General features: G+C 66.3%; 23 protein-coding genes and 1 pseudogene. 11 read left to right on the plus strand and 13 right to left on the minus strand.

Annotation, left to right across the window (positions count from 1 at the left end; translation table 11 throughout):
• Positions 1–399 (plus strand): annotated as a pseudogene (locus tag AWC27_RS06615) (PE family protein); the annotation flags it as partial.
• A gap of 16 nt (positions 400–415) precedes the next feature.
• On the opposite strand, the gene AWC27_RS06620 reads toward AWC27_RS06615, so the two are convergent.
• From AWC27_RS06620 to AWC27_RS06630, 3 genes are read right to left on the minus strand one after another with little or no spacing between them, the layout of a single operon-like run.
• Positions 416–2,050, minus strand: coding sequence for a serine/threonine-protein kinase (locus tag AWC27_RS06620; protein ID WP_085669765.1), 1,635 nt, complete (start codon positions 2,048–2,050; stop codon positions 416–418).
• A 34-nt stretch (positions 2,051–2,084) separates the two neighbouring features.
• Complete coding sequence (locus AWC27_RS06625; RefSeq protein ID WP_139836807.1) at positions 2,085–5,207, minus strand: MFS transporter; 3,123 nt, start codon at positions 5,205–5,207, stop codon at positions 2,085–2,087.
• Between the two features lie 58 nt (positions 5,208–5,265).
• Positions 5,266–6,294, minus strand: coding sequence for an adenylate/guanylate cyclase domain-containing protein (locus AWC27_RS06630; RefSeq protein ID WP_245846897.1), 1,029 nt, complete (start codon positions 6,292–6,294; stop codon positions 5,266–5,268).
• A gap of 430 nt (positions 6,295–6,724) precedes the next feature.
• Between AWC27_RS06630 and AWC27_RS06635 the strand changes: the two genes are divergently transcribed.
• Positions 6,725–8,464: a patatin-like phospholipase family protein gene (locus AWC27_RS06635; protein ID WP_085669767.1), complete on the plus strand. Its 1,740-nt coding sequence runs from the start codon at positions 6,725–6,727 to the stop codon at positions 8,462–8,464.
• Between the two features lie 76 nt (positions 8,465–8,540).
• Positions 8,541–9,902 (plus strand): HNH endonuclease signature motif containing protein, encoded by a 1,362-nt coding sequence (locus AWC27_RS06640; protein ID WP_085669768.1) that lies wholly within the window; start codon positions 8,541–8,543, stop codon positions 9,900–9,902.
• 9 nt (positions 9,903–9,911) lie between these two features.
• On the opposite strand, the gene AWC27_RS06645 is transcribed toward AWC27_RS06640, so the two are convergent.
• Positions 9,912–10,421, minus strand: coding sequence for a DoxX family protein (locus AWC27_RS06645; protein WP_085669769.1), 510 nt, complete (start codon positions 10,419–10,421; stop codon positions 9,912–9,914).
• A gap of 132 nt (positions 10,422–10,553) precedes the next feature.
• Here AWC27_RS06645 and AWC27_RS06650 point away from each other — a divergent pair, with 132 nt between their 5' ends.
• Both AWC27_RS06650 and AWC27_RS06655 read left to right on the plus strand, forming a co-directional pair.
• Positions 10,554–12,116, plus strand: coding sequence for a pyruvate, phosphate dikinase (locus AWC27_RS06650; RefSeq protein ID WP_085669770.1), 1,563 nt, complete (start codon positions 10,554–10,556; stop codon positions 12,114–12,116).
• Positions 12,113–12,709 (plus strand): MarR family transcriptional regulator, encoded by a 597-nt coding sequence (locus tag AWC27_RS06655; RefSeq protein WP_085669771.1) that lies wholly within the window; start codon positions 12,113–12,115, stop codon positions 12,707–12,709. The genes AWC27_RS06650 and AWC27_RS06655 overlap by 4 nt, the downstream gene beginning before the upstream one ends.
• A gap of 5 nt (positions 12,710–12,714) precedes the next feature.
• Here the strand turns inward: AWC27_RS06655 and AWC27_RS06660 are convergent, their stop codons facing one another.
• Both AWC27_RS06660 and AWC27_RS06665 read right to left on the minus strand, forming a co-directional pair.
• A complete protein-coding gene (locus AWC27_RS06660) occupies positions 12,715–13,950 on the minus strand; it encodes a WS/DGAT domain-containing protein (RefSeq protein ID WP_085669772.1) in 1,236 nt (411 codons plus the stop codon).
• Between the two features lie 4 nt (positions 13,951–13,954).
• Positions 13,955–14,857 carry an alpha/beta fold hydrolase gene (locus AWC27_RS06665; RefSeq protein ID WP_085669783.1) on the minus strand — a complete coding sequence of 301 codons (903 nt, stop codon included), beginning with the start codon at positions 14,855–14,857 and terminating at the stop codon, positions 13,955–13,957.
• A gap of 195 nt (positions 14,858–15,052) precedes the next feature.
• On the opposite strand from AWC27_RS06665, the gene AWC27_RS06670 reads away from it, so the two are divergent.
• Together AWC27_RS06670 and AWC27_RS06675 are read left to right on the plus strand one after the other, a co-directional pair.
• Positions 15,053–16,201 carry a PPE family protein gene (locus tag AWC27_RS06670; protein WP_085669773.1) on the plus strand — a complete coding sequence of 383 codons (1,149 nt, stop codon included), beginning with the start codon at positions 15,053–15,055 and terminating at the stop codon, positions 16,199–16,201.
• Between the two features lie 25 nt (positions 16,202–16,226).
• Complete coding sequence (locus AWC27_RS06675) at positions 16,227–16,826, plus strand: TetR/AcrR family transcriptional regulator (protein WP_085669774.1); 600 nt, start codon at positions 16,227–16,229, stop codon at positions 16,824–16,826.
• Positions 16,827–16,829: 3 nt separating this feature from the next.
• Here the strand turns inward: AWC27_RS06675 and AWC27_RS06680 are convergent, their stop codons facing one another.
• Positions 16,830–17,300 (minus strand): VOC family protein, encoded by a 471-nt coding sequence (locus tag AWC27_RS06680; protein WP_085669784.1) that lies wholly within the window; start codon positions 17,298–17,300, stop codon positions 16,830–16,832.
• A 155-nt stretch (positions 17,301–17,455) separates the two neighbouring features.
• Between AWC27_RS06680 and AWC27_RS06685 the strand changes: the two genes are divergently transcribed.
• Positions 17,456–18,322 (plus strand): alpha/beta fold hydrolase, encoded by an 867-nt coding sequence (locus AWC27_RS06685; protein WP_085669775.1) that lies wholly within the window; start codon positions 17,456–17,458, stop codon positions 18,320–18,322.
• On the opposite strand, the gene gnd is transcribed toward AWC27_RS06685, so the two are convergent.
• Together gnd and AWC27_RS06695 are read right to left on the minus strand one after the other, a co-directional pair.
• Positions 18,319–19,341: a phosphogluconate dehydrogenase (NAD(+)-dependent, decarboxylating) gene (gene gnd, locus AWC27_RS06690; protein ID WP_085669776.1), complete on the minus strand. Its 1,023-nt coding sequence runs from the start codon at positions 19,339–19,341 to the stop codon at positions 18,319–18,321. The genes AWC27_RS06685 and gnd overlap by 4 nt on opposite strands.
• 14 nt (positions 19,342–19,355) lie before the next feature.
• Positions 19,356–20,765 (minus strand): glucose-6-phosphate dehydrogenase, encoded by a 1,410-nt coding sequence (locus tag AWC27_RS06695; RefSeq protein WP_085669777.1) that lies wholly within the window; start codon positions 20,763–20,765, stop codon positions 19,356–19,358.
• Between the two features lie 97 nt (positions 20,766–20,862).
• On the opposite strand from AWC27_RS06695, the gene AWC27_RS31485 reads away from it, so the two are divergent.
• Complete coding sequence (locus tag AWC27_RS31485) at positions 20,863–21,690, plus strand: adenylate/guanylate cyclase domain-containing protein (RefSeq protein ID WP_085669778.1); 828 nt, start codon at positions 20,863–20,865, stop codon at positions 21,688–21,690.
• On the opposite strand, the gene AWC27_RS30855 is transcribed toward AWC27_RS31485, so the two are convergent.
• Positions 21,687–21,863, minus strand: coding sequence for a hypothetical protein (locus AWC27_RS30855; protein WP_169726736.1), 177 nt, complete (start codon positions 21,861–21,863; stop codon positions 21,687–21,689). The genes AWC27_RS31485 and AWC27_RS30855 overlap by 4 nt on opposite strands.
• A 32-nt stretch (positions 21,864–21,895) precedes the next feature.
• Between AWC27_RS30855 and AWC27_RS06705 the strand changes: the two genes are divergently transcribed.
• Complete coding sequence (locus tag AWC27_RS06705; RefSeq protein ID WP_085669785.1) at positions 21,896–22,600, plus strand: guanylate cyclase; 705 nt, start codon at positions 21,896–21,898, stop codon at positions 22,598–22,600.
• On the opposite strand, the gene AWC27_RS06710 is transcribed toward AWC27_RS06705, so the two are convergent.
• The 3 genes from AWC27_RS06710 to AWC27_RS06720 all read right to left on the minus strand — a co-directional run bounded on the left by AWC27_RS06710 (position 22,597) and on the right by AWC27_RS06720 (position 24,149).
• On the minus strand, positions 22,597–22,920 hold the full coding sequence (locus tag AWC27_RS06710) for a putative quinol monooxygenase (RefSeq protein WP_085669779.1): 324 nt from the start codon (positions 22,918–22,920) through the stop codon (positions 22,597–22,599). The two genes, AWC27_RS06705 and AWC27_RS06710, sit on opposite strands and share 4 nt — an antisense overlap.
• A 19-nt stretch (positions 22,921–22,939) precedes the next feature.
• Complete coding sequence (locus AWC27_RS06715; protein ID WP_085669780.1) at positions 22,940–23,464, minus strand: OsmC family protein; 525 nt, start codon at positions 23,462–23,464, stop codon at positions 22,940–22,942.
• A gap of 124 nt (positions 23,465–23,588) precedes the next feature.
• The gene (locus AWC27_RS06720) at positions 23,589–24,149 is read right to left on the minus strand and encodes a C40 family peptidase (protein WP_245846901.1); all 561 of its coding nucleotides are present in this window, start codon (positions 24,147–24,149) and stop codon (positions 23,589–23,591) included.
• A 415-nt stretch (positions 24,150–24,564) separates the two neighbouring features.
• Between AWC27_RS06720 and AWC27_RS06725 the strand changes: the two genes are divergently transcribed.
• Complete coding sequence (locus AWC27_RS06725; RefSeq protein ID WP_085669781.1) at positions 24,565–25,314, plus strand: sensor domain-containing protein; 750 nt, start codon at positions 24,565–24,567, stop codon at positions 25,312–25,314.
• Positions 25,315–25,406 lie beyond the last annotated feature (92 nt).

Raw genomic sequence — 25,406 nt, forward strand, 5'->3', positions numbered from 1 at the left:
GTATCCACCGGCTCCGCCGTTACCGCCGCCACCGAACAGCCCGCCGGTGCCGCCGGCCCCGCCGGCGGGGCGGGCGGCAACGCCGGGCTGCTGAACGGCTCCGGTGGCGCCGGCGGTGCCGGAGGTGCCGGCGGACCCAACGCGAACACCACCGGCGGCGCCGGCGGAGCCGGCGGGAAGGCGGGGGTGAGCGGCAACGGCGGTAACGGCGGAGCCGGCGGGGCCGGCACCGGCACGGGTGGCGCCGGCGGCAACGGGGGCTCGAACAACGGGACCGTGCTGATCGGCGACGGCGGAAACGGCGGAAACGGCGGCACCGGCACGACACCGGGCAAGGCCGGCACCCGCGGCACCGGCGGGCTGCTGCTCGGCGCGGACGGGCTGAACGGCTTGCCCTAATTAACGGGTTGCCGGGTCAGCCGTAGTTGTCCCACCAGGTGTGCAGTTCCTCGACACTGGCCGGATCGCCGGCTACGTCGCTGAGCATCAGCTTTTCGTCGTTGGTCCAGATCACGTTCGGGTGGTTGTTGTAGGTTCCGCACGCGATCATGCCGGCCATGTCGTTGGGGGTTTGGTCGTAATGCCAGCTCACCGGTGAGGTCCCCTCGCCCGGGCAGTTCACCAGGCTGACGTTGGCGATGTCGTCTTTGAAGGCCTTCTTCAGCGTGGCCGTGTTGGGGAACAACCCGTAGGTCGCCTTGCTCGGGCCGCCCGGTTGAGTGTTCGGTCCGCAGGTCACCAACGCCACCGCCGGCGTCCAGATGCTGTCCGAATCGGGTGTGGCCGGCGTACAGGTGCCGGCCACGTAGCCGGGCGGGAGCAGGCTGAGCAGCCGCGCTTCGGCATCCGACGGTGCCGGGGTGGCTGGTGGCGCCGTCTTCCCCGAGCTCGCTTTCGGCTTGCTGGAGGCGGGTGTGGACGACGGTTTCATGGCCAGCCAAATTCCGATGCCGGCGACGGCGACGACGACCACCGCGGCGGCCGCAGCCACGATCGGCCAGCGTTTGCGGGCTGGACTCGACGGAGCCGAGCTCGAGGGGACCGAACTCGAGGGTGCCGAGCCGCCGTCGCCGCCGGTATCGGCCGCCGGCACGGCTTGCACACCGGTACCCGGTGCCGTCACCGCCGGCGGGCCGGCCGGCAAGTCGGCCGGCCGCTGAGCGGTCGGCGAGCTGTCGGTGCGCCGCACGATGGTTTGGACCTGTTTGCGGTCGGAGCTGTTGAGGGCTTCGTTAGCGGCCGCTGCCAGCGCACCGGCACTGGCGTAGCGCTCCTCCGGAAGCTTGGCCATGCCGCACTCGATTACCGCGTCGAAGGCCGGCGGTACACCGGAATCCTCCACACTGGGCAGCGGAATCGGATCCATCATGTGCGAGGCGATCAGCACACCGGTGCTGTCAGCGCGGTAGGGCGGCGCCCCGGTCAAGCACTCGTAAAGCACGCAAGCCAACGAGTAGACGTCAGAGCGGGGGGTTACCTCCTCGTTGGTGAACCGCTCGGGCGCCATGTATTTCCAGGTCCCCACCGCGGTCCCCAACTGGGTGAGTTTCTCGTCGCTGCGCGCGCTGGCGATACCGAAGTCGACGAGGTACGCGAAGTCGTCGCGGGTGATCAGGATGTTGGGTGGTTTGACGTCGCGATGCGTCACCCCGGCGGCATGAGCCGCATCCAGCGCCGAGGCGATCTGGTGGATGATGGCCACCGCGCGTGATGGTGGCAGCCGCCCTTGTTCCTTGAGCACGGTTTCCAGGTCGTTGCCCTCGATGAGGCGCATCTCCACAAACAGCTGGCCATCGATTTCGCCGTAGTCGTGGATGGGAACCACGTGGGGTTCCAGCAAAGTTCCGGTGATGCGGGCTTCGCGTTCCATGCGCTTGCGAAAGACCGGGTCCTGACTGAACGCCTGCGACATCAGTTTCAGAGCGACCGTGAACTTCTTGACGGTGTGCTCCGCTTCATAGACCTCGCCCATGCCGCCGCGGCCCAGCAGCCGCTTCAAGTAGTAGGGCCCGAACATGGTGTCCACCCGCGAGCCCTGCGGTGCACTCATCGCTGACTCCTTTTTCGAGACTCCGCCCGCGCGTTCACCGATGCAGCAGAGCGAGAATTTGCGGCAACGCCTCGCGCGTCGCGACGCGGCCCGCTTCCCGGGCTTGGTCGATCTGATGAAACTCCAGGAGTCCGACGCCACGGCTGCCGGGCCGGATCACGACGTCGGCTTCGGCCATCGTCGACGCAGCCGCAGAACGGCTGCCCATCATCATCGTGCGCATCAGCGTTTCCGCGATCCCGGGAATGCGCGGCGGACCCGAAGACTCCTGCACGGGCGCGGACGCGGTGTCGCCGCCGAAGCCGATCGCTACCGCCACCAGCGGGCCCTCGTCCCCCGACAGCGCTGAGACGGGAAGATTGTCGAGCACGCCGCCGTCGACATGCAGGGTGCCGTTATAGGCGTAGGGCGGGAAGATTCCGGGCAGCCGCAGCGAACAGCCCACGGCATCGGAGAGCGGGCCGCGACGGTGCACGACGGCCTGCCGGCCCAGGAGATCCACACTGACGCAACGGAATTCCTTGGGCAGCTCCTCCACCAACAGGTCGCCATAAGCCCGGCGCAGCAGCGCCGGGGCGCGACGTCCCCGGATCAGGCCCTTGACCGGCACGGTGTAGTCGGCGACCGGGTTGTTGCGGATGAAGTACTCATAGACGTAGGCGTCCACACCCGCCGCGTCCAGGCCGGTGGCGGCCAGCGCGGCAATGATCGCGCCCATACTTGTGCCGGCGAATCGGTCCACCACTACCCCGGCCGCTTCCAGCTCTTCCAGCACGCCGAGGTGGGCGAATGCCCGCGCACCGCCACCGCCGAACACCAATCCGATGGACCGGCCGGCCAGGCGTGCGGCAAGCGGTCGCACATCGTCGGTGCAGGTTGCCGCATTGACGGTGTGCACCGACCGCGGCGTGATCCGCTCCTCCCAGGCGCGGCGGTGCTCCCGCGTGGCCGGTGCGCCGGCCAGCACCAGGTCCGCTCCGAACGCCCGCTCCGGCAGCTTTTCGGGTGGCGCCGGGTCTCCTGCGACGAGCACGATTCGGTCCGCGACGCGCAGACAGAACTTCCGCCAGTCCACGTCGTCAGCGCTCTGCGAGGCATGCAGCACGACTTTGTCGGCGGATCCCTCGGCGCGCTCCAGCCCGTCGCGGTCGACCCGGCCGGGATCGACCGCCCGGACGTACGTCGACAGCTGGGACAGCAATTCGCTGGCCACCATTGACACCGGCGCGGCGGCGTCGATACCTACAACGGCAACCACCACCTCTGTCGATGTGGACCGCGACACCGGCGGCGGCGGGGTGTTGTGCAACCGGGTGGCCAGCTCGGCGAGCAGCGCACCGAGCACGCGGACGTCAGCGATCTTGTTGAACTGATCCTTGGTCAGCCGAACCAGCGTGGTGTCGCGAACCGCGCGGATCGAGGCTGAGCGAGGCGCGTTGATCAGTAACCCGAGTTCGCCGATCACCTCCCCGCGTCCCACCTCCCGGACCACCACCTGGGCACCCGCGAGGCTTTGGATCGCCTGCACGCGGCCCTCCCGCACGACATACAGGGAGTCGGCCGGATCACCTTCGCGGAAGAGGTACGAACCGGCCTCGAGCTCGACCTCCTCGGCGCTGCGCCGCAGGTCGGCGAGGGTTTCGTCGTCCAGCCCGGCGAACAGCGGCAGGTTCTTCAGCGGGTCACCCTCGCGGGCTGCCGGTTCGGCTTGCAGGTGGGCGGGTATCGGCCTGGACTGCCGTGGTTCGAACTGCGGCGGTGCTTCGGGTTCGACGTCGGCGCTGGCGACGTGACCGGTGCGGCCCAGGAACACAGCGCCCAAGGCGACGGCGACGAAGCAGATTGCGGCCATCACCCAGCCGCGGCGTAGCGCATCCACCGCCTCATTGCGCTGCGGGGTCCCGATCAATACGACCAACAAGGCGATTCCGATGACGGCCCCCAGCTGGCGGCAACTGCTCACCACCGCCGACGCGGTCGCGTAGCTGCCGCCCTTGGCTATCCGGGCCAGGGCCGCGCTGCCCAGCACCGGCAACGTGGCGCCGACGCCCAGGCCCTGCAACAGCTGGCCGGGCAGCCAGGCACCGAGGAAGTCCGGTTCGATGTGAACGCGCTTGAGATACCAAACCAGGCTGCCGGCCCAGATCAGTGCGCCGACGAAGATGATGAGCCGGTGGCCGCGCCGGTCGGCGATCCTGCCGAGCACGGCTGCGACGACGGCCGCGACGAGCGCCGCCGGTGCCACGGCCAGACCGGTCTCGAGCAAGTTGTAGCGCCACACGTAGTTGAGGAACAGCACGTGGGTCAGCAGATAGCCGTAGAAGCCCGCGCCCGCGATGATGGTCAGCACGTTGCCGGCGACGAATGACCGGATGCGTAGATAGGCGGGCTCGATCAGCGGCGCCGGGTGGGATCGGGAGCTCAGCACAAACCCGAGCAGGGTGAGTGCGGAGCCCACGAACGAGGCCAGGGTGCCGATGCTCGACCAGCCCCAGTCCGGACCCTTGATCAGGCCGAGGGTCAGCAGCCCGAGTGCGAGTGCCAGCAGCGACGCTCCACGTAGGTCGGGCACGCGGCGCCGCCCGGGCGCGCGGCTCTCGACCAATGCGCGCCGGGCCGCGATCACCGCCACGATGCCCAGCGGCAGATTCACCAGAAACGCCCACCGCCAGTCCGACACCTGCACGATGGCCCCACCGATCGGTGGGCCCAGCCCCGAGGCGATTGCCGCCGCCGCACCCCACAAACCGACCCCGTGCGCGCGGTGTGCTGGATCGAATCCCTCCACGACCAGCGCCAGCGACGCCGGAACCAGCAGCGCCGCGCCAATGCCCTGCAACACCCGGAACGCGACCAGCTGCTCGACACTGGCCGCGGCCGCGCACAACACCGACGCCAGGGTGAACAGCACGACGCCGTAGACGAACATCCGCTTGCGGCCGAGCAGGTCGGCGAGTTTGCCCGCAGCTACCAGGAACGCCGCGAAGATGATGTTGTAGGCGTTGAGCACCCAGGACAAGCTGCTGATGCTGTAGGTCGGGAACGACTTCTGGATGTTGGGGAATGCGACGTTGACAATCGTGGAGTCGAGAAAGGCGAGGAACGCGCCGAACGCGGCGACCAGTAGCACGGCCGTCGAAGACGGTTGCCGGCGCACCGCGAGCGGCGCCGCCGGACGGGGGCTGACGGCCGGACTCTTCGCGCGATGTTTGGGCTCAGCGGGGGCCGGGGATGGGGTTTTCAGCGGTTGGATGGTGATTTCCTTCCGAGTCGTAGGGCATGCGGCCGATCACCGGGAAGACCATCTCGGTCCCACTGCGGCCCTTGAGCTCGACGTGTTCGCCAGTGCCCCAACGGAAGCGCGACTCGACGATGCGCCGCACCCCACTGGTCACCATCACCGATGCCCGCCCTTGACGGCCGGCAAGCCCTGCCAAACGGAACGCCACGTTGGTCGAGTCGCCGATCACCGCCTCGACCGATCTCGTCATTGCGGCCAGCGCAGCCATGCCCTGCACCACACCCCATCCCATCCGGATCGGCGATCCGTCCGGGCTGCGCAGCGGCAATTGGGGCGCCAGCTCCTCAACTCGCTGATTCGCGGCTAGCGCGAAATCGATCGCCCGTTCCGAAGCTTCCTTAAACCTGCGCGCCTCCCAGATCGCAAAGATCGCATCGCCGGCATAGTGGTTGAGCGTGCCGTGATAGGCCTGCAAAACCTCGCCTACCTCACGCCACAGTGTGTGCAGGCTCTTCGCGATGACGGTTTCCTCGGTCACCTGGGAGATGGTCGAGTAATTGATGATGTCGCCGACCACCATGACCAGGGCGGCTTGGCTGATGCGCGTCCGCGTGGGCTGCATAGGGGCGGCTTGATGGGCAGCCGCGAACCGCTGCGAGCGGAATTCCAGTGTTATGTCACCGATCTGGATTTCATCGCCAGGCTGGATTGGACACGGCACCGCGCGGGTTATTCGCATGCCGTTGAGCAACGTGCCGTTGGTGCTGGTGTCGATGATGAACGCCTGATCGTTCACGGCGTCCAAACGCACCTCAAGATGGGTGCGCGAAATTTCGGGATGGGGGATCACCAGGCTGCGCGACTTGCTGATCCCGCCGCATTCGCGGCCCACGAATAGCTGATCGAAGATCGGCACCTGCCGTTCGGAGCCGTCGTCGTCGATGACGAGGTAGCCCAGAGCCTTGCTGTGCTGGCTGCCCGCAGCCTCGGTGGAGGGAGTCATGATCGCAGCGCTGCTAGCGGGCGCTTGGCGCCGGACTAATGCGCTGCTCCATTGCGGTCACGGCGATCCTTTGTAGCGGCTGTTGGTGACGATGGGCACATTACCGGCTGCCCATCGCTGCGGCCACAGTCTTGTTGAAAAAATATCCTCGGGTTATTGGAAAGTGATGGAGGTTAGCGGCGCCGCCTTTCCGGCTGGGCGATTAGCCCAGCGAGTTTCGTTGTATGGCAACAGGAATCGCTTTACCGCCGATGTCCTCGAAAGCCCCGAACCTGGGTTGCTGAGGTGACGACTCCGAGCGGCGTTCGCGGTGCGGCGATCGCACTCGTCGACGAACCTCTCGGCCGGTGCCCGGTCCAGCAGATAAGCTCCTGACGGACATTTAAAGCCTTGCAGCGCGGCGGAGGGGCCAGTATGCGTTCGGCGAACGATGAGCGCTAACCGCCAGGGGCCGGCGGCGGACGCACGAAGCGCCCTGCGGAGCGTTCCGATGCTGGCCGAAATCGACGACCACCAACTCGATCGACTCTCGATGGCGGTCGAGCGCCAGCCGATCCGCGCCAATCACTGGCTGTTTCGCCTGGGCGATCCATCGGACGCCATCTACGTGGTCGACACCGGGCGATTCGCCGCCGTCAGCGCCGATGGACAGGTGATTCGCGAGATGGCGTCCGGCGACTCCATCGGAGACCTGGGCGTGATCTCCGGGGAACCACGCTCGGCCGGAGTGCGGGCGCTGCGCGACGGCGTGGTGTGGCGGATCGGCACCGAGACGTTCACCGCGGTGCTGCAAACGACGCCGCAACTGCAGTCGGCGATGCTGCGAGCGATGGCAAGGATGTTGCGCGAGTCCCGATCTGTTCAGGTCTCTCAAGCCCGCAGGGTGGTGGGAATCGTTTCGACCGGAAACGCCGTCGCGGCCCGGATTGTCGACGCGATCGCAACCCGGCTAGGGGCGTACGGGAAGACGGCAGTGTTGGCGCCGCCTATCGAGAAAACCGCGGCCGTCGACGATTACGCCGAACTCATGGAGTCGTTCAACGAAAGTCTGGACGCCGCGGAGCGCAGCAGCGATTGGGTGCTCCTGATCGCCGACCGGGGGTCCGGCGATCTTTGGCGACAGTATGTGCTCGCCCAAAGCGACCGGCTCGTGGTCCTGGTCAACCAGCGCCGCCCGCCAAAAGCGTTGGAACGACCCACCATTGAGGTGCCACTGCATCTGATAACCACCACTACGCCTGACCCGAGCTGGTGGGATCTGCTGGACCCGGTGTCGCACCACGGCGCCAACGACGGTGGCCTCGCCTCTCTTGCGCGCAGAATCGCCGGCCGTTCGCTTGGTCTGGTGCTGGCCGGTGGCGGCGCCCGGGGCCTGGCCCACTTCGGGGTCTTTGAAGAACTGGCTCCCGCCGGCGTGGTGATCGACCGGTTTGGCGGAACCAGTGCCGGCGCTATCGCCGCCGCGAGCTTCGCGATGGGAATGAGCCCCTCGGAGGCGACGGCCTCGGCGCGCGAATACATGGCGAAGACGAGTCCGCTTGGCGACTACACGCTCCCCGCGGTGGCGCTCACCCGGGGTGGGCGGGTCAGCCGGCTGTTAGGCGAATTCTTCGGCGACACACTGATTGAGCATCTGCCCAAAGAGTTCTTCTCGGTCTCCGCCGACATGATCAGCGGTGAACAGATCGTCCATCGACGTGGGCCGCTAGGGCTGGCCGTGCGGGCCTCTATCTCGATTCCGGGGCTCATCCCACCGGTGCAGCACGGCGAGCAGCTTCTCATCGACGGCGGACTGTTGAACAACCTTCCCGCCGATGTGATGTGCGAAGACCGCGACGGCGAGGTGATCTGTGTCGATTTGCGCAGTTACTATGTGCCGTCAAAGCATTTCGGTCCGCTGCCGTCAATCCTGCAGCCGCCCGCCATCATCCGGCGTCTGGTAACGGGTACCGATCTCGCCCTTCCGCCGTTGCAAGAGACCTTGCTTCGGACCGTTGATCTCGCAGCATCCAAAGGGGATTTGCGTCAGCTGCCCCGAATCGCATGCATTGTCGAGCCAGACGTCACGGCGATCAATCCATTGGACTTCAAGAAGATCGATCCCGCGCTGGAGGCGGGGCGGATCGCGACTCGTAGAGCCCTCGAAGCACATCCGGAGCTCGTTAGCTGAAATCCCTTGCGCCACTTTCGTTTCATGGGTCTCAGGGTAGGCGTTTTTGTCGGTAGGCCTTCGTATTGTTTGCGGCATGGGTTCGAGTACGCGCGAGGAGATCATCGAGGTCTTCGACGCGTTCGACTATGAGCTGGATCGCTTGTGCGGGTTGACGTTTGACGTGTTGACCACATCCGAGCGATTGCGGGCGCTGCAGCGCCTGGAACGGGTGGCGCGCCGGCTGCCGGTGCCCGGGCATACCTTGATCAATCAGATCGGCGAGCAATCTTCTGAGGAAGAGCTCGGCGGCACGTTGCGGGTGGCCCTGGCTGACCGGTTGCACATCACCCGGGCTGAGGCCGCCCGGCGCATTGCCGAGGCCGCGGATCTGGGTGAGCGCCGCGCTATGACGGGTGAGCCGCTGTCGCCGCAGTTGACCGCGACCGCCGAAGCCCAGCGCGACGGGCTGATCGGCGACGGGCATGTCAAGGTGATCCGCGACTTCCTGCGCGCGCTGCCCGCCGCGATCGACCTGGGTACCCGCACGGCCGCCGAAACTCAGCTGGCCCAGCTGGGCGCCAGCCGGCGCCCCGACGACCTGGCCGGACTGGCCAAACAGCTGATGGATTGGCTTAACCCCGACGGCAACTACACCGACGAGGACCGCGCCCGCAAACGCGGGCTTACCCTGGGCAAGCAGGAACACGACGGCATGTCGCGCCTGAGCGGCTATGTGGATCCCGAGCTGCGGGCCACCCTGGAAGCCGTCGAAGCCAAACTGGCCGCACCGGGGATGTGTAACCGCGACGACGAAGCCCCAGTGGTCGATGACCAGCCCTCCGCAGAAGCGGCGCGCCGCGACCTGCGGTCCAAACCCCAGCGTTTCCATGACGGGTTGCTCGCCGGGCTACGGGCGCTATTGATGTCCGGGGAGCTGGGTCAGCACAACGGCTTACCGGCCTCGATCATCGTCACCACCACGCTCCAGGAACTCCAAGTCGCGGCCGGGTGCGGCCTTACCGGCGGCGGCACCATCCTGCCCATGTCCGACGTCATCCGTTTGGGCCGCCAGGCCAACCACTACTTGGCCATCTTCGACAACGGCACACCCCTGGCGCTGTATCACACGAAACGTCTGGCCTCCCCGGCACAGCGGATTGTGTTGTACGCCAAGGACCGCGGCTGTTCGGCACCGGGCTGCGACATGCCCGGGTACTACTGCGAAGTGCACCATTGCACCCCGTATGCCCAGTGCCGCAGCACCGACATCGACCAGCTCACCTTTGCCTGCGGCGGACATCACCCACTGGCCGAAAAGGGCTGGGCCACTAGGAAAAACGCCCGAGGCGACGCCGAATGGATCCCCCCACCCCACCTCGACCACGGCCAGCCCAGGACCAACAGCTTCCATCACCCCGAAAAGGTGCTGGCACCCGACGATGAAGACGACCCGTAGCGGCCCCGACTATCCCGTCTGCTGAGCCGGCGGCCGGTAGAAGATCAGCAACTGGCCGATGGCACCGGCCAGGCCCAATCCCAGGGACAGCACCAAGCCGTGCCAGCCGTCGAACCAGTTCTTGCCGAAGATCAACCAATCCAGGCTGAGCTTCCCGGCGCCCAGGGTGGCCACGACGACCGCGCTCGCCGCCAGCACCAGGTTGTACTCCCAGCCTTCTTTGACGATGAAGAAGCCGTTGCGGCGGTGCACGGTCCACGCCGCGACCAGCATCAGCGAAACGAAACCCGCCGCCGGGATCGGCGTGAGCAACCCCACCGCCAGTCCCAGCCCCGCGGCGGTCTCGGTGCTGGCCGCGACCGTGGCGTGGAACCTGCCCGGCTTCATGCCGATGCTCTCGAACCAACCGGCCGTCCCCGGTATCCGGCCGCCGCCGAAGAACTTGTTCAAACCATGCGCGGCCAGCGTCAGCCCCAGCACCAGCCGCAGGATCAGTAGCGCGACGTCATAGGCAGTCATAAAGGCAAACCTAGATCATCGGCCGAGATCGGTGGCCCGTGTGGGAACATAGCGGGCGTTCCGGCCAGAGCGAGGGGGTGCACCACGACTCGTTGCACACGAGGCAATGGCGCCACACCCGCCGGACGCAACGTGGTGTTGCTGGACGGCACCACGAGCCACCCCCGAGAGGTCCTGGGCAACAAGGGCCACGGGATCGATGCGATGCGCCGGCACAATCTGCCGGTTCCGCCGGCATTCTGCATTACCACCGAGGTGGGCGTGCGATTTCTGACCGAACCCGAACAGACGATGGACGCGATCTGGGACGACGTCGTGGACCGGATGAACTGGCTGGAGACCGAGACCGCACGCACCTTCGGCCACGGCCCGCGACCTTTGCTGGTCAGCGTTCGCTCGGGCGCCACCCAGTCGATGCCCGGCATGATGGACACCATCCTGGATCTGGGCATGAACGACGCCGTCGAGCAGGCCCTGGCCATACCGAACGCGTCCGACTTCGCCCGCGACACCAGGGCGCGGTTCACCCGGATGTATCAGCGGATCGTGGCGGGTCCCGTGCCCGACGACCCCTACGCGCAATTGCGCGCCGCTATCCAAGCCGTGTTCGCCTCGTGGAATTCACCGCGCGCACTCGCCTATCGCGACCACTACGGCCTGGACGCCAAGAGCGGCACGGCGGTGGTCGTGCAGGCGATGGTGTTCGGCAATCAGGCCAGCAACTCCGGTGCCGGAGTGATGTCCTCACGCAACCCGATCACCGGCTCAGGTGAACCGTTCGGCGAATGGCTGCCCGGCGGACAGGGCGACGACGTCGTTTCGGGGCTGGTCGACGTCGAACCGATCACCGCCCTGCGCGACGAGCAACCCGAGGTCTACGCCGAGCTGATGGACGCCGCCAGAAACTTGGAGCGCCACGCCCGTGACGTCCAGGAGATCGAGTTCACCGTCGAAGAAGGCAAGCTGTGGCTGCTGCAAACCCGAGCGGCGGAGCGCTCCGCGCAAGCGGCGGTGCGATTGGCGCTGCGGCTGCGACACGAAGGTCTCATCGACGACACCGAGACACTTGCCCGGGTGACCCCCGCGCACGTCGAAGCACTGCTACTGCCCGCCCTGCAGCCCGAAACACGTTTGGCCGCAAAGCTTTTGGCCAAAGGGCTGCCGGCCTGCCCGGGCGTGGTAACCGGGACGGCATACACCGACGTCGACGAGGCGCTGGACGCCGCCGATCGTGGTGAGCACGTCATCTTGGTGCGCGACCACACCCGGCCCGAAGATGTGCTGGGCATGCTTGCCGCACAAGGCATTGTCACCGAAGTGGGCGGGGCCGCCAGTCACGCGGCGGTGGTCAGCCGCGAACTCGGCCGAGTGGCGGTGGTGGGCTGCGGCCACGGCGTCGCGACAGCGCTGGCCGGCAAGGCGATCACCGTCGACGGCTACGAAGGCGAAGTCCGCGAAGGCAGTCTGACGTTGTCGGCATGGTCGGAAAGCGATACACCGGAGCTGCGCGAGCTGGCCGACATCGCATTGCAGATCAGCCCGCTGCGCGCGCATGTCAGCGGCGACTATCCCACACTGGATGACCATTCCGACGCCGCACTGCAACAAGCCATGAACGCCGGCCATACCGACGTGGTGTCCCCTACCCCATTGATCACCATGCTGAACGCGCTGCGGCTGCGAGCCGGCACATGACCGAACTGACTGTGCTGCAAGCGGTTCGGCTGAAAGGTCGGGTCACCCCGGCAGAACTGGCCAAGACCGTCAACCAGGACGTTACCGAAACAGTCGCCCGGTTGACGGCGGCCGGCCTGCTCATCGAGGCCACCACCTTGCGGATCAGTCCCACCGGCCGCTCCCGGCTCGCCGAGTTACTGGCCCAGGAACGCCAAAGCGTCGACCCGGCCGCGATGGCTGCCGTTTATGACGAATTCCGTTCGATCAATAGCGATTTCAAGTCTTTGGTCACCGACTGGCAACTCAAGGACGGCGCGCCCAACGCGCACGACGACGCCGGCTATGACGCCGCGGTGGTGGGCCGGCTCGATGATGTGCACCAGCGGGTCATACCGGTCATCGAAGCGGCCGCAAACCAACTGCCGCGGCTCAACACCTATCAAGCCAAACTCAACGCCGCGCTGAGCAAAGTGCATGCCGGCGATATCGCCTGGCTGACCAGACCGCTCATCGACTCCTATCACACGGTGTGGTTCGAACTGCACGAAGAGCTGATCCTGGCCGCCGGTCTGACCCGCGCAGAAGCGGCCAGATCCGGTGACGCGCAGTAGCCGAGCTACAACGCGGCATCGAGCAGCCGCAGATACGCGTCGATGTCGGGCACCGCGGACTCGGCGGCATGCACACTGATCGCGATGGTGTCGCCGATGCCATGCACCCCGTGGGTCAGCCCCATCACCGGCGAAAGCGCCGGATACCCGGCGGTCAACACCACTGGCGCAGCACCGAGTCGCAGGTCGGCTGGTCCCCGGTAAACGCTGGACACCACCGTGTTGCCGGCCACTTGCGACGGCCGTAAGTCGGCATCGAATTGATCTACGCCCCAACGCAATAACGGCGCAGGCACCATTGCGAACGCTCGGTCGCCGGCCAGTGCCGCCGGATGCGCCATGCGGCGACGAGCATTGTCCAGATCCGCGGCGATCCGCTGCAGCCGCTGCGCACCGGCGAGCCGCGGATACAGTCCGACCACTACATTGCCGAAGTGGTTATGTGCTTGCCGCGCGCCGGGTTTGGCCATTGGCACCTCAGCACCCAGCGAATCGGTGGCCCCGCCGAGGAACTGGCTCAGCGCGGTGGAGATCGCGCCCAGCACCCCGACCGTGACGGTAGGACCGGGCAATCGCGACCGGGCCCGCACCAGGGTGCGCACCGCGCGGACGCCAGCGGGCCGGGCATTGGTGGCCTGCAGCGGCCGCGATCCCGCTCCCGGTGCCAGCGCCCCGGACCGGGTATCGCGAACCAGCTGCCGATGGGTGCGAGCCGCCTCCAAGGCGCGCCGGGGCGGAAATCCCGGCCGCGACCTGGTCACCTCGGGCACCGGCTGCGGGCGACCGAACAGCCAGGCGGCCATCGCCGACGCACGAGCACCGTCGCCTAGTGCGTGTGCAACCTGCAGGACTGCCACCGCGCCCGGCCGCACAGCACCCGGGATACCCAACACCTGGGTGAACAAATGCAGCCGCCAGGGCATCACTCGAATGTCGAGCTGCTCGTCGGCCAGCCCTACCACCGCCGCCAGGCAGCCCCGCCAGCTGGCATCCGCCGGCTCGTGACACACCAGGCGCTCGGCCCCGGCGTCGGCCGGCACCCAGCGCGGATAGTTCAGCGCGCAGCCGTCCTCAACGCGCATGTTCAGATCCGGACAAGCCCGCGCCCGGCGGCAAACCTGCCCCAGCGCCGCACCGTCGGGTTCACCGTCGAACGCATAGAGCAGAAACTGGTCGCTGGGAACCTTCGCCGACATCCAATAGAACTGCGCGTCGACGGCGGCCATCCGGTAAGCCGCCACGGCCTCAGCCGGGTGAACCGATGAAGGCCAGCACCAACTCGGCGACCCGATCGGGTTGTTCGAGCTGCAGAAAATGCCCGGCATGCTCGACGATGGCCACATCGCTGCCGGCGGGAAGCGCCTTCTCCGTCCAGTGCGTGAAAGCCGCACTGAAACAACCATCCTCGCGGCCGTGCAGATACAGGCTCGGCACCACGGGAGGTTCCGTCCACAGCCGGTTGAGTTCGGCATACCGTTCCAATGGGCGGGGGTTGCGCAACGCTCGATAAGGCCCCAGCGCGGCCCGCCAGCTCTCCGGGGTACCGATCGCGGCGTCGACGTGGCGCAGATCCTCCTCGGCGTGATAGCCCGGTGACCAGCGTCGCCACAGCAGCGGCAGTATCCAGGAGGCGGATCGTTCCGGCAGCCAAGGCAATTGGAAGTAGCCGACGTACCAGCTGCGCAGCAGCTGAAACGGAACTTCACGGGCCAGCCGGCCGCGGTCGATCACCCGGCCCCCGGGACGGAATCCCGCCGAGACGGGCACCGACATGATGACCGCCTTGGTGAACGGACTGTCGGGCATGGCGGCCAGGCCGGTAGCGGCCATGGCACCCCAGTCGTGCCCGATCACCACGTCTTGCTCGGAGCCACCCGCAGCCGACCGCACCCGCAGGGCGTCGTCCATCAGCGCACCGACGTGATAGTCGCCGTCGGACGGGATCGATGACGGCGCATAGCCGCGCATGAAGGGCGCCACCACCCGCCAGCCGGACTCCACCAGCCGCGGCGCGACCTTGCGCCATCCGTACGCGGTGTCGGGAAAGCCATGCAGACAAAGCGCGATCGGTCCTTCGGGCGGGCCCCAGCTCAGCGCTTTGAGGTCAGGGTCGGCGCCCTTGACGTCAATCCAGCGCGGTTGCGACATCTTCACTCCCGTTCGGTTTCCCAGCTCGAGTCCGCACGATCCAACGTAACCGTCGATCGGGGGGACAAGAAGCCCGTCAATCGGTGGACAAGGGGTTCATCCCTGGTGTAGCCGCTCGACCGACAGACGTCGTCGCGCCGCCCCGGCACGCTGATCACAAGGGATTGAACGGGATTCTAGGAGGACTGCAAAACAATGTTGTTTGCCGCTTTGCCGCCGGAAATCAACTCGGGCCGGATGTACACCGGACCCGGAGCGGGCTCGCTGCTCGCCGCGGCGACCGCCTGGGACACCCTTGCCACCGATCTGAATTCCACCGCCGTCTCCGTCGCGTCGATGATCTCCGGGCTCATGGGAAGCACCTGGCTGGGCACCGCGGCAACCACGATGGCGGCCGCAGCCGCACCCTATGTGACGTGGCTGAACGCCACCGCCACGCAGGCCGCACAGGCTTCCGGCCAGGCGATGGCGGCCGTGGCCGCCTACGAAGCGGCATACGCGATGACGGTGCCGCCGGCGCTGATCGAGGCCAACCGGGTCCAGCTCACAGGCTTGGTAGCGAGCAACTTTTTGGGCCAGAACAGCCCGGCGATCGCCGCCACCGAAGCTCAATACGGCGAAATGTGGGCCCAGGACGCCGGGGCCATGTATGGCTACGCCGCGGGCTCGGCAGACGCGACCGCGCTGGCCCCGTTCACCGAACCCCCGCAGGCGACCAACCCGGCCGGGCTGGCCAGCCAGGCCCTGGCGGTCACGTCAGTCACCGGCAATTCGGTGGCAACCGAAATCGTCAACACGCTGGCCCAGCTCACTGCCACGGTGCCATCCGCATTGGCCGGAATCGTCGCCCCGGCGACCGCGTCGGTGCTCCCCGCATGGATGTCGGACCTGCAGACCGTCATGAGCATCTTCGGCACGCCGTTCTTTGCGTCCACCTCACTGGCCGGGCTGGGGATGTCGATGATGTCGACCCTCAAGGGTCTCTTCCCAGCGGCGGCCGCGGTCGGCAGCCAGATCGCGACCTCGATAGGACAGGCCGTCACCGGGGCGATGGGGGCTCCGGCGGCTCTGGCCGGCGCGATGACGGCCGGTCTGGGCAAGGCGGCGTCGGTCGGGGTGTTGTCGGTGCCGCAGGCGTGGGCCAGCGCGGCGCCGGCGCTCAGCACGGCCGCATCGCCGCTGTCGAGCACCGCCGCCAGCGCGACCGCCGGCGCGGCGGCCAGCCCGAATCCCGGTTTGTTGGGCGGCTTACCGCTGGCTCACATGGCCGCGCGCGGCATGACCACGACGGAGTCCCGGGCCGAGCTGCCCGCGCTGCGGGTGCTACCCGAGGCCATCGCTTGATTTACACGAAAGGCGATCTCTAGAGATGTCGACCACTACACACAGCCGCCGGTGGGCCAAGACCGGCGCCACTCAGCAGCGGATTCTGGACGCGGCGACCGAGGTGTTCGCCACCAATGGCTTCACCGCAGCCACGATGGCTGACGTGGTAGCGGGCTCCGGCGCCAGCATCGGCAGCATCTACCACCACTTCGGCGGCAAGAGTGAGCTATTTCTGGCGATCTTCGAGCAGACGGCCGATGCCGTCGATCGCCACATCGGAGCGGCGATGTGGCGAGCCTTCCAGTCCGCGCCCCAGCGAGTCGACCGGCGACGGGTCTTCGAAATTCACGTCCGGGCCTACCTGGAAGCGATGTGGGAAAACCGGCGCCAGGCCTGGGTGCTGTCGTCCGGCGATACGCCACCGGGATTCGACAACATCCGCCGCAACCGCATGACGGCCGCCTTCCGCAGCTGGCTGGCGGTGCTCGAACTGGACACCTCACCCCGCGGTCGGCTACTGAGCCGAGTGCTGGTGGCGACCATGGCGGAGTCTTCGCTGATGGTTGCCGCCTGCGAAGACCCCGACGACGTCGCGCCGATCATCGACGCGACGATCGAATGGATCGGCCAGCTTACCGAGTGAGCGTCACACTGAGATGGCTTGTTCCAGCTCGGCTACCACGATCTTGCGCATACCGTGCATCGCCCGGGTGGCCGCCGCGGCCCGGGCCGGATCCGGATCGTTGACCAATTCATAGAGCCGGTCCGGCACGATCTGCCAGCTCAGGCCGAAGCGGTCCTTGAGCCAGCCACACTGTGATTCCTCGCCACCGTCGGCCAGCCGCTCCCAGTAGTAGTCCACCTCGTCCTGGTCCTTGCAGTGCACCGTGAACGACACCGCCTCGGTGAACCGGAAGATCGGTCCGCCGTTGATCGCAATGAACCGGGTGCCGTCCAGCACGAAGGTGCCGATCAGCACCGACCCGGGTTCGTTGGGCCCCGCATCGGTACACCGGGTGAAACCCTCGATGTGCGAATTCGGGAACACCGAGGTGTAAAACTCGGCCGCCTCCTCCAGGTTGTCGTCGAACCACAGTGAGGGCGTGATCGAGGGCATGCTCAGCTCCTTGCGCTGTCGGCAGGTCGACACACCCGCGGTGTGCGACACGTTGTTGTCTTACGGATAGACCACGCCGGTGACAAGAACTCATCGCCGCCCCGCATCGAAAGGGGGCGTGCAACTCCGTTAAACAAGCTAGGTAACGTCAGCCCATGAGCACCGTGCGCAGCAGCCCCCAGACGGTCGAGTTTTCCGGAGCAAACGGCATCACCCTGATTGCCGACGAATGGAACCGCGGCGCCGATAGCGGGCCGACCATCCTGATGCTGCACGGCGGCGGCCAGAACCGGTTCTCCTGGAAGGCCACCGGCCAGATCCTGGCCGGCGACGGCTACCACGTCGTCGCGCTGGATAGTCGGGGACACGGCGACAGCGAGCGTGCGCCGGGCGCGGACTACGCCGTGGAAACCCTCACCCAAGACGTCCTGGGCGTGCTGGACGCGATCGGCCGCCACGTGGTGATCGTCGGGGCCAGCATGGGCGGGTTGACCGGCATCCTGGTCGCCGAGAGCGCCGGACCGGACAAGGTGACCGGCCTGGTGCTGGTCGACGTGGTGCCGCGCTACGAAAAGACGGGCAGTGCGCGCATCCGCGACTTCATGCTCGGCAACATCGACGGGTTCGCCTCGCTCGAGGAAGCCGCCGACGCCGTCGCCGCCTACCTACCGCACCGCAGCAAGCCGCGCAGCCCCGAAGGGCTGAGAAAGAATCTGCGGCTGCGTGACGGACGCTGGTACTGGCATTGGGATCCGGCCTTCATGACCGCGCCCGGCGACGACCCCGAATTGCGCACCGAAACATTCGAAGAGGCCGCGATGAAGCTGACGATGCCGGTGCTGCTGATCCGCGGCAAACTCTCCGACGTCGTCAGTCCGCAAGGCGTACAGCACTTCCTGGAGACGGTGCCGCGCGCGGAGTTCGTCGAACTCTCCAACGCCGGGCACACCGCAGCGGGCGACGACAACGACGCCTTCAGCGACGTCGTCGTCGACTTCGTCAAACGAACAGCCAATCGCTAAGCGCCGGGCTTCTCATCGTGTCCGCCGAACTGCTTGCGCATGGCCGACAGCGCTTTGTCGGCGAACTCGTCGAGGCGGCGTGAGGCGAACCGGGAATACAGCGCCGAGGTGAGCACCGGCGCCGGCACACCCTCGTCGATCGCGGCGATCGCGGTCCAGCGTCCCTCTCCGGAATCGGAGACCCGGCCGGAGAATTCAGTCAGGGTGGGCGATTCGTGCAGCGCGATCGCGGTCAGGTCCAACAGCCACGACTCGATCACGCTGCCGCGCCGCCACAGCTCGGTGACCTCGGGGATATCGATATTGTATTGGTAGTACTCAGGATTGGTCAGCGGCGCGGTTTCGGCATCGCCCTTTTCGATACGGGTACCGATGTCGGCATTGCGCAGGATGTTGAGCCCCTCGGCGAGTGCCGCCATCATTCCGTACTCGATGCCGTTGTGCACCATTTTGACGAAGTGACCGGCTCCGCAAGGGCCGCAATGCAAATAGCCCTGCTCCGACTGGGCGATCTCGCCGTCTCGGCCCGGGGTACGCGGGGCGGCCGCCACGCCCGGGGCGACGCTGGCAAAGATCGGCTCCGCGTGCTTGAACGCTTCCTGGTCGCCGCCGATCATCAGGCAGTAACCGCGGTCCCGGCCCCATACGCCACCGCTGGTGCCGCAGTCGAGCAAGTGAATCCCTTTGTCCGACAGGGTTTTTGCATGCCGCATATCGTCGCGGTAGTACGAGTTGCCGCCGTCGATGACGATGTCGCCGGACTCGAGTGTGGTCGCCAGTTCGTCGATGACGCCGGTGGTGATGTCGCCGGCGGGAACCATCACCCAGACGACGCGCGGGGCGGCGAGGTTGTCGCGCAGCTCGCGCAGCGACGACACACCGGTGATCCGCGCGTCGCCCGCCAACGCCTTGACCGCATCTGGATTATGGTCGTAGACAACACATTCGTGCCCGTCGTTGACCACGCGGCGCACGATGTTGGCGCCCATCCGGCCCAGACCGATCATCCCTAGCTGCATCTGCTTTCGTCTCCTTACTGTCCTGAGTCCGAACCTTTGGGCATCCACGGGTCCTGCCAGCCGTGGTGGCCGTGCAGCAGCTCGTTGGCGGCGGTGGGGCCCCAAGAACCGCGGTCGTACGGGTGCACTTCGCCGGGGTTATCGAGCAGCGGCTGCACGATTCGCCACGTCTGCTCGATGCTGTCGATCCGGGCGAAGAGCTGGTGATCGCCGCTCAGCGCGGCCTGAAAGAGGCGCTCGTAAGGGCGTTCGGGTTCGCCGAGGTCTTCGGCGAACGACGAGTCCAGATGGACGTCGTGCCACGAGTCGCCGACTTGGCCGGACAACTGCAGCCGCATGCCCGGATCGGGGTCGATGCGCAGCACGATCTGGTTGTGCTCGGCCGGTGTGCTGATCGGCAGGAAGCATAGGCTGGGCGTGCGGCGAAGCAGCAGCCGAACCTCGGTCACCTTCTCCGGCAAGGCTTTTCCGGCCCGCAGAAATATCGGTACCCCGGCCCAGCGCCAGTTGTCGATCTCGGTCTTAAGCGCGATGAAGGTCTCGGTCTCGGAATCCTCTGGCACTTCCGGGACGTCGTGATAGCCACGGTACTGGCCGCGCACGCAATGCTCGGGTTCCAGCGCCGGTATGGCCCTCAGCACCTCAGCCTTCTTGTCGTTGAGGTCGTCGGCAGTGGGCCCGACGGGGGGCTCCATCGCGACCAGCGCGAGCACCTGCAGCAGGTGGTTCTGCACGACGTCACGCAAGGCGCCGACGGCGTCGTAGAACTTGCCGCGCGTCTCCACGCCGAAGTCCTCGGCCATGGTGATCTGGATCGCCGAGACGCTGTCGCGGTCCCACAGCTTGGCAAGCGCCCGATTGGCAAACCGCAGGTACTCCAGCTCGACCACCGGCTGCTTGCCCAGGAAGTGGTCCACCCGCATGATCTGGTCTTCTTCCAGCACCGCACGCAACCGGGTGTTGAGTTCGCGAGCGGATTCCAGGTCGTGGCCGAAGGGCTTCTCGACCGCGACGCGGGCCCGCTGCAGCAACCCGACTTGCGCGAGGTTCTCCACGATCGGCGCAAACAGGGCCGGCGGCATCTCCAGGTAGAACAGCGGCCGGCGTTCGGAGCCGATTCGCTCGGCCAGCGACTCGTAGAGCTGGCTGTCGGTGACGTCGCCGTGCATGTACGACAACCGTTTCGACAGCCGATCGAACGCCTCGTCGTCCATCTTCTCGCCGACGTCGCGCAGGGACTCACGCATCCGCTCCACGAGCTGGTCCACCGAGAGATCGTCGCTGGCAACACCCAGGATCGGACAGTCCAGCAACCCCTTGCGCTCCAGCCGGTACAGGGCACGGTAGGTCATCTTGTGGGCCAGATCGCCGGTAATGCCGAAGATCACCAACAGGTCTGAGGCGTTGTCGCCGCCGTCGGCCAATTCCTCTACCTCCAGGACGTCAATTGGCTTACAGAGACTTGCTTCCCCGCGGCGGCCGGTCTCAACCCTAGACATTACGTATAGTCGCGACAAGATAATGTCTGCCATGGTCGATGCCCTGCATATCGTGGTCTATGTCCTAGCCGGCGTCGCAGTCATCGAAGCCGGCGGGCTGGTCGCGCTGTGGGTGCTGCTCAAGCGCAGCCGCGCGGAAGCCGACGAGTTGCGACAGCGCGCCGACGCCCGCAATTGGCTGCTGTCGGGTGGTCGTGAGGCCGTAAAGACGGTGTGGCAGACCGCAAATCTGGTGCGCAAGGAGGGCTTCGGCGCGGCCGTGCGCAGCTCGATCGAGGACCTCGCCGACTGGGCCGAGGTCGAGCGGCCCGACTTGGCCAAGGTCACCCCCGACGGTCGGGTGGTGATCCTGTTCTCCGATATCGAAGAGTCCACCGCGCTCAACGAGCGGATCGGCGATCGCGCGTGGGTCAAGCTGATTGCCTCACACGCCAAGCTGATTCATCAACACGTGCAGCGGCGCTCCGGGCATGTGGTCAAGAGCCAGGGCGACGGCTTCATGATCGCGTTTTCCCGTGCCGAGCAGGCGGTGCGGTGCGGCATCGATGTTCAGCGGGCACTGCACCGGGACGCAAAACGCAAGCGGCACCAGGAAATTCGGGTGCGGATCGGCATTCACATGGGCCGCTCGGTACGCCGCGGCGACGACCTGTTCGGCCGCAACGTCGCAATGGCCGCCCGGGTAGCGGGCGAGGCCACCGGCGGCGAGATCCTGGTCAGCGAACCGGTGCGCGACGCCGTGTGTGCTGTTTCCGACTGCGACGACATAGGTTTCGACGACGGCCGCGAGGTCGAATTGAAGGGCTTTTCCGGTAGCTATCGCTTGTTTTCGGTCGAACCGGCCGCCTAGCCCGGGCCGGTGCCCCCCTCGGCGTCGGATTCGGCCAGCCGCTGGTGCAACCGGGCGCGGATCTCGTCGGGCGTGTAGGCCCGACGGCGCCGTTGATCGCGCACCACCAGGGCGCCACCGGCGACCACGCCGGCCACACCGGCCAGCCCGATCCACTTCCATATGCTGCGCATCAGGACAGGCTATCTGTGTCTATGGTGCTGTGGTGAACTCGAGCACGCTGACCCTGGATCAAGCGCTGAACGAAACCCGCACCGGCGACCTGTGGCTGTTTCGCGGCGGTTCACGACCCGACCGCGCCATCCAGACGCTGACCAACGCACCGGTCAACCACGTCGGCATGACGGTGGCCATCGACGACCTGCCGCCGTTGATCTGGCATGCCGAACTGGGCGACAAGCTCGTCGACGTATGGACCGGCACCAACCACCGCGGTGTACAGCTCAACGATGCCCGGCAAGTGGTGCAGCAATGGACGGGGCGCTATCACCAGCGGTGCTGGCTGCGCCAGCTGACGCCGTATGCCAATCGTCAGCAGGAGAATCAGCTGCTGCGGGTCATCGCGCGGATGAACGGCACCGCATTTCCCACCACCGTTCGGCTGACCGGCCGGTGGCTGCGCGGCCGGCTGCCCACGATCAACGACTGGACTCGCGGAATCCCCTTGGTAGACAAAAAGGTTCGCGAACAGACGCAGCGGCGCAAGGCGACCCGGCGGACGGTGGGTGTCGAGACGGCATACTGCGCGGAGACCGTCGCGATCACTTACGAGGAAATGGGCCTTTTGATTACCGACAAAGACGCGCACTGGTTTGATCCGGGCAAGTTCTGGAGCGGTGACACGCTGCCGCTGGCGCCGGGTTACCGGCTGGGCGACGAGATTGCGGTGATCGTGGACTCGGTCGGCTAGCCGACCGACATCTCGCCCATCTCCGACCAGCCGGTGGCGTCGATGGTCTGACTGATGATCTTCGGGGTGGCTGCCAGCGCCTGCGGCAGCTCCTGCATCGCCTGCTTGAAGTGGTCGCTGTTGACGTGGGCGCCGCCCGCCTCGCCGTCCCGGAAGGCTTCGACCAGCACATATTCCCCCGGATCGGCCAGGCTGCGCGACCACTCGAACCACAAGTTGCCCGGTTCGGCACGGGTGGCGGCGGTGAACGCGGCGACGAATTCCGGCCAGCGCTCACTCCACTCGGGTTTGGTCTGGAACTTGACGACGATGAAGATCATGGCCGCTGACGATACGCGGCTAGCCGATCTCCAGGTTGGTCGTCACCGGGGTCGGGTTTCTGGTCAGGTCCAGGACGGGGCAATGCGCGTCGACGGCCGCTTGTAGCTCGCGATAGCGGTCCGGGGACTCTGGCCCACTCACCGTGACCACCACCCGCACCTGCTGAAATCCGGCGCGCACGCCGTCGTCAAATCCGAAGAAGCCCTGCACATCGAGATCGCCCTCGGCCCGCGCGGTGATCTCCTCGACCGCGATGCCGAGCTGCTGCGCCCAGAACCGCCACGTCACGATCTGGCAGGACAACAGCGAGGCCAGGTAGTACTCGACCGGGTTGGGGGCTTTGCCCTCCCCGCCGAGCGCGGGCGGCTCGTCCACCTCGACGCGATACTGACCGAGGCCGACCGTGCTGGCCACCGCGTCGTGGGCGGTCGCCGAGGCCTCGAAGACGACGCGGGCGGTGGCCGGGTCGGCGGTGATGGCGTCCTGGCTGGCGGCGATGACGCCGCTCAAATGGCTGGTCTTGCTGATAGGCGCAGTTGTCACTCGCGCCAGGGTAGGGAGTAAGAGATGCCGAATCGACCCTCTTGCTCACCGTGAATCGAATAAGTGTGATCTATACCCGGAAATTGAATTTCCGGGTATAGATCACATCAATTGTCGATTCTCGTTACGGATTCGGATTATCGGGATCGCCCACTGGGGCTTCATCCGGGGCCGGCGGGTCCGGCAATTCCGGAGCGACGGCATCGACGAGAACCGCGGGGGCGTCGGGGGCCGGAGGTTCACCCTCCAGCTGCTCGGGATCCATCGGGAGGAACATGTGATGAGTGAATTGTGGCTGGTAGGCGCCACCACCGCCGATGTGAACACCACCGCCCTCGCCACTGGACACCGGAGTGCCGTCGGGCAGGGTGACGGCCGTGTGGCCACCGTTCCAGCCGATGACCAAGGCATTGGGAGCTGTTCCGTATTGGAAGCCGCGCGCCAACAATGCGGCCTCCTCGTTTCCGGTGTTGAACCGGCTTCCGAAAGCCGGCCGGTCGGTGGCCGCATTTGCCACCCACGAAGCCAGACCCGAACAGTCGGTACCGGCGGGAGAATCTCCACCCACGATATAGGGCGTGCCAGACACCTGATTAACGAGCGTCAATAGCGTTGCAAGAGCAATCATGAGCAGGAACGCTACAGACAATATCCATAGGAAATCAAAAATTGTGGCACTTATCACGGTTAATCAAATAATGCCCTGACCTGCATATACACAAGGAATGTAACGCGAAAATCTATAAAGCGAAACAGAAGTGATTACTGTGGGTTCAGCAAACTGTGAATCAATGGCGGAAGTGCTGTGCTTTAGCTCTTGAACTGCGGTAATGCTGGCCGTGAGCATTGCGTTCGATTTGCTGCGCTACCGAACTATTAGGCATCCGTTTGATAACGCACACCCATTTCCACTGGTATCCGCACCAATAAGTGGCGCCCGTCACACATTTCACGCCGCGGGGCGTGGTGACGTCAATAGGCGTCAATGTGCAAAGTGCCACGATGCGCCCTTCCAGACACGCGCGCTTCTACCCTGCATAGTCCGCGGGGCCCAACTATGCTCCGCGAAACGCCTTACACCAACGTCAAAGGGGAGATCCATGCGTCACTTAGCAGCCGCCGTCGCCGTTGCCGCGGCCGGAGTACTCGTCGCGGCCTGCGGCGGTGACGACCAGGGCAGCCCCGCGTCATCGACCACGACGACCACCACCTCGTCCAAGCCCCCGGTGGCGCAAGCGGCACTGGACGGCCTGCTGCTCACCCCGGCCGAGGTGGACAGCGCGATGGGTATCACCGGAATGTCGACCAAGGACAAGATCGAGACGATGCCCGACGACAGCAACAAGCAGTGGCCGCAGGGCTGGAAGTGGCCCGCGGAGTGTCTTTTCGCCTACGGCTCCGCGGAGGCCCCGGTGTACGCGGGCAGCGGATTCACCGCGGTTCGTGGGCACGAAGACGTCGCGACGGGCACCGCTCCCAGCGGCGAGATGGACCCGGACGTAGCCCAGGCGCTGGTGCTATTCCCGTCCGCGAACGAAGCGAACGCGTTCTTCACCACGTCCTCGCAGCGCTGGCCGGCCTGCGCGAACCGGTCCTTCACTACGCCGGGCGATGCCGATAGCCCCGAAGCCGTGTGGCAGGTGGGAGCACTGTCGACCGCGAACAACACCCTGAGCATCCCGGTCTCGGTGACCATGACCAAGGGCACCGTCAGCTTCAAGGGCACCTGCCAGCGGGTGCTGACGGTTCGCAACAACATCGCGATCGATCTCACCGCATGCAGCAAGGATCCCGGTGACGCTGGGGTCAAGATCGCCAATCAAATCGCAGCCAAGGTCGACAAGCAGTAGGCGCGATATCGCCCGCGATATGAGTCCGCTGAATAAGTGAGTTCTTGAAGGTTCGCAGGGCGTTGGCGTGGCGTCTGCAGTTTCGTTGCCGT

It is taken from the genome of Mycobacterium szulgai (assembly GCF_002116635.1).
Taxonomy (GTDB): domain Bacteria; phylum Actinomycetota; class Actinomycetes; order Mycobacteriales; family Mycobacteriaceae; genus Mycobacterium; species Mycobacterium szulgai.

Bases quoted from the DNA above. Each gene is read 5' to 3' on its own strand.
- AWC27_RS06620 (WP_085669765.1), bottom strand. From the start codon at position 2,050: ATGAGTGCACCGCAGGGCTCGCGGGTGGACACCATGTTCGGGCCCTAC.
- AWC27_RS06630 (WP_245846897.1), bottom strand. From the start codon at position 6,294: ATGACTCCCTCCACCGAGGCTGCGGGCAGCCAGCACAGCAAGGCTCTG.
- AWC27_RS06635 (WP_085669767.1), top strand. From the start codon at position 6,725: ATGAGCGCTAACCGCCAGGGGCCGGCGGCGGACGCACGAAGCGCCCTG.
- AWC27_RS06640 (WP_085669768.1), top strand. From the start codon at position 8,541: ATGGGTTCGAGTACGCGCGAGGAGATCATCGAGGTCTTCGACGCGTTC.
- AWC27_RS06645 (WP_085669769.1), bottom strand. From the start codon at position 10,421: ATGACTGCCTATGACGTCGCGCTACTGATCCTGCGGCTGGTGCTGGGG.
- AWC27_RS06655 (WP_085669771.1), top strand. From the start codon at position 12,113: ATGACCGAACTGACTGTGCTGCAAGCGGTTCGGCTGAAAGGTCGGGTC.
- AWC27_RS06665 (WP_085669783.1), bottom strand. From the start codon at position 14,857: ATGTCGCAACCGCGCTGGATTGACGTCAAGGGCGCCGACCCTGACCTC.
- AWC27_RS06670 (WP_085669773.1), top strand. From the start codon at position 15,053: ATGTTGTTTGCCGCTTTGCCGCCGGAAATCAACTCGGGCCGGATGTAC.
- AWC27_RS06675 (WP_085669774.1), top strand. From the start codon at position 16,227: ATGTCGACCACTACACACAGCCGCCGGTGGGCCAAGACCGGCGCCACT.
- AWC27_RS06680 (WP_085669784.1), bottom strand. From the start codon at position 17,300: ATGCCCTCGATCACGCCCTCACTGTGGTTCGACGACAACCTGGAGGAG.
- AWC27_RS06685 (WP_085669775.1), top strand. From the start codon at position 17,456: ATGAGCACCGTGCGCAGCAGCCCCCAGACGGTCGAGTTTTCCGGAGCA.
- gnd (WP_085669776.1), bottom strand. From the start codon at position 19,341: ATGCAGCTAGGGATGATCGGTCTGGGCCGGATGGGCGCCAACATCGTG.
- AWC27_RS31485 (WP_085669778.1), top strand. From the start codon at position 20,863: ATGTCTGCCATGGTCGATGCCCTGCATATCGTGGTCTATGTCCTAGCC.
- AWC27_RS30855 (WP_169726736.1), bottom strand. From the start codon at position 21,863: ATGCGCAGCATATGGAAGTGGATCGGGCTGGCCGGTGTGGCCGGCGTG.
- AWC27_RS06710 (WP_085669779.1), bottom strand. From the start codon at position 22,920: ATGATCTTCATCGTCGTCAAGTTCCAGACCAAACCCGAGTGGAGTGAG.
- AWC27_RS06725 (WP_085669781.1), top strand. From the start codon at position 24,565: ATGCGTCACTTAGCAGCCGCCGTCGCCGTTGCCGCGGCCGGAGTACTC.